General features: G+C 72.4%; 3 protein-coding genes and 1 pseudogene. All 4 read right to left on the minus strand.

Features of this window, described 5'->3' with window-relative positions:
• Positions 1 to 718: HpcH/HpaI aldolase/citrate lyase family protein (locus ABT300_RS43115; RefSeq protein WP_351688374.1), on the minus strand; the 718-nt coding region annotated here is incomplete at its 3' end.
• On the minus strand, positions 715 to 1,578 hold the full coding sequence (locus tag ABT300_RS43120) for an HTD2 family dehydratase (protein WP_351688377.1): 864 nt from the start codon (positions 1,576 to 1,578) through the stop codon (positions 715 to 717). The genes ABT300_RS43120 and ABT300_RS43115, both read right to left, overlap by 4 nt.
• A 22-nt stretch (positions 1,579 to 1,600) precedes the next feature.
• Positions 1,601 to 1,984 (minus strand): MFS transporter, encoded by a 384-nt coding sequence (locus ABT300_RS43125; protein WP_351688380.1) that lies wholly within the window; start codon positions 1,982 to 1,984, stop codon positions 1,601 to 1,603.
• Between the two features lie 121 nt (positions 1,985 to 2,105).
• A pseudogene (locus tag ABT300_RS43130) lies at positions 2,106 to 2,450 on the minus strand (aldehyde dehydrogenase family protein); the annotation flags it as partial.
• Positions 2,451 to 2,532: the final 82 nt, after the last annotated feature.

Genomic DNA, 2,532 nt, shown 5'->3' on the forward strand with positions numbered 1-2,532 from the left:
CGCGCGCCCAGCGCAGTTCGCCGGCGGTGGGAGCGAACCCGTCGGCGGCCGGCCGGACCTGCGCCGGATGGACGCAGAGCTTGCCGGTGAATCCCAGGCGCCGGGCGTGCGCGACGTCGGCGTCGAGCGCGTCGGGATCCCGTACGGCGGTGGTGACGCCGTCGAGGGGCGGGTGGGCGCCTGCCGAGGCAGAGGCGAGGACCAACCGGGAGCGGGCGTGGGTGAGGGCGAGGTGGTCGTCGTGGGCGACGCCGAGCCGGGCGGCCAGGTCGACGTTGCCGAAGGCGGCGCGCACGACGCCGGCAACGGCGCACACGTCGTGGGCCCGTTCGACGCCGAGGGCGGTCTCGACCAGCGGGATCAGCGGGCAGCGTCCGGCTGTGCGGGCTGCGATCTCCGCGAGGACGTACGGGGCCTCGGCCTTGGGGATGATGATCGGGCAGCCGTGGTCGGCTGCTGGTGCAAGGTCCGCCTCGAACCACGGGGTACCGGGCGGATTGACGCGTACGACGGCTGTGTTGCCGAGGCCGAGCCAGTTGTCGGCGTTGTCGCGGGCGCGGTCCTTGTCGTCGGCGGCGACGGCGTCTTCGAGGTCGATGATGACGAGGTCGGTCCCGGAGGCGGCGGCCTTGTCGAAGCGGTCGGGTCGGTGACCGGGGACGAAGAGCAGGGTTCGTGCGGCGGCGATGCGGTCGGTGGCCGGGTGGCTCGGGGTCATGCGAAGGTCACCTCGGCGGTGGCGAGGCGCGCCTCGCGGAGGCTTGCGATGCGCAGCCGGGCGTGGTCGTCCGTGGGTGCGCCGTCGGCGAGGAGGCGCTCGCCGAGGAACGCCGGGCGGTGCAGCCGGTAGGACAGCGACCGCACCTGCCGCTCCGGGGCGTTCCTGCGGACCAGTTCCAGCATGAGCAGGGCCAGCAGCGGGCCGTGGACGACGAGGCCGGGGTAACCCTCCACATCACGGCAGTACGGGCTGTCGTAGTGGATGCGGTGGGCGTTCGCGGTGAGCGCGCTGAACCGGAAGAGCAGGGTCTCGGTCGGGTGCAGGCGCAGCTGCCACGGTCCCTCGGGTTCCGGTTCGGCCAAAGCGTCGAGTACGCCCGGGTGGCTCGGAGCGGCGCCGTCGCCCGACCGGTAGACGATGTCCTGCTCCTCCACAAGGCAGGTCCGTCCGTTCTGGCGGAACTCCTGGCGCTCGGTGACGAACAGCAGCTCACCGCTGCGGCCCTGCTTGGGCGTGATGGCGGCCAGGCTGCCGATCCGCTCGGTCGGCTCACCGAGCCGCAGCGGCTCGGTGATCTCGCACCGTCCGCCGGCGAACATGCGCCTGCGGTCGGGGATGGGGGGCAGGAAACGGGCGTCGCGCAGGTGCCCGTCCGGGCCGAGGGCCTGCTGGGGCGCCCAGTGCAGGAAGTAGAGCCACTGCCACAGCGGCGGCAGCGGATCCCCGGACATGGCGGCGGGATCGGCGAGGTCCAGCAGTGCCGACAGCGCGGCCGCCGGAGCGGGCGGCAGGGCGTCCGCGCCGGTGACCGGTTCGGGATGCCATGACTCCACGAGGGAGGCGAGAGAGGCGGGCATGGGCTTGTTCCTTATGACGGAGTCAGGTCGGTGGGGCGGTGGCCTGCGGGGCGGGCGTCGAGTCTTCCAGGAGGGAGGTGCGGGAGGGCTCGCGTACGACGAGCGTGGCCAGGAAGGTCACGCCGACGCACGCGGTGACGTACCAGAAGAAGACGGTCTCGTGGCCGCCCTTCTTCAGGGCCGGCGCGATCGGCTCGGTCAGGCCGCTGAAGGTGGCGGTGACCAGGGCGTGCGGCAGGCCGACGCCCAGGGCCCGGACCTTGGTGGGGAACATCTCGGCCTTGATGACGGCGGCCAGGGCCGAGTGGCCGCTGAGGAAGGTCAGCGCCGCGGTCATCAGGAGGAAGGCGAGCCATGGGCTGCGCGTGTGGCCGAGGACGGTCGTGATCGGGACCGTCAGGAGCATGCCGCAGATCGAGAAGGCGAACATGACCGGGCGGGACCGCAGCGGTCGGCGAGCGCCCCGGTGGGGAGTTCCACGGAGTGATGACTGCGACGACCCCGACGGGCTCCTTCTTCGTGTAGGCGAAGTAGCCCTTCTTGTCCAACGGCGGGACGGTGCCCTCGACCTTGTCCGCCAGCCCGCCGTAATAGTGGAACCACTGGGGTACGTAGCCGACCTGGCCGTGCATCTCGGTGAAGAGCTTGCCGTTGTCGCGGACCTCGGTCTCGGCGAGCCGGCGGGCGTTCGCGGCGATGGCGTCGCCGAGCCGCCGCAGCAGAGCGCCCCGCGCACTGGCGGTCAGCTCGGCCCAGGGGCCGGTGTGCAAGGCGCGGTGGGCGGCCCGCACCGCGTCGTCGACGTCCTGCTCGGCGTCCTTGGCGATTTCGGCCCATGGTGTGCCCAGGTAGGGGTTGTCGGTGGGGACCATTCGCCGCCGGCGGCCTTGCGGCTCTCGCCGTCGATGCACATCTCGTAGCGGGACTGTTCGGCGCCGCACCCGGCGTCTGCGG

This window comes from Streptomyces sp. NPDC001027, from assembly GCF_040299045.1.
Taxonomy (GTDB): domain Bacteria; phylum Actinomycetota; class Actinomycetes; order Streptomycetales; family Streptomycetaceae; genus Streptomyces.